The organism is Bacillus cereus group sp. N24, assembly GCF_016483345.1.
GTDB classification, from domain to species: Bacteria; Bacillota; Bacilli; order Bacillales; family Bacillaceae_G; genus Bacillus_A; species Bacillus_A toyonensis.
Genome location: NZ_JAEHCA010000172.1, coordinates 1 through 230, shown reverse-complemented (window position 1 = coordinate 230; position 230 = coordinate 1). Strand labels below are relative to the sequence as shown.

The window sequence follows — 230 nt, the reverse complement described above, 5'->3', positions numbered from 1 at the left end:
AACAACGGAGAATCAATGGCGCGCACGCTCGACCTAGAAGAAGCGCAGCCAAATATCTCCTTACTAGCTGCTCGCAATTCCTTACTCGCCCACGAGCGCGCCTTACAACGAGTAATGCCGGCAGCGGTAAAGCATAATATGGATATTGTTCTTGGTTGACAATATATCTCAGGAAATCTTGCTGGAGGTGCTCCCTTAGAATATCAAAAAGATTCACCAGAAATCATTGC

Annotated in this window: 1 pseudogene; it reads left to right on the top strand. The window is 46.5% G+C overall.

Annotated features, from left to right (window positions below):
- Positions 1–230, top strand: a pseudogene (locus JDS95_RS30910) (aldo/keto reductase); the annotation flags it as partial.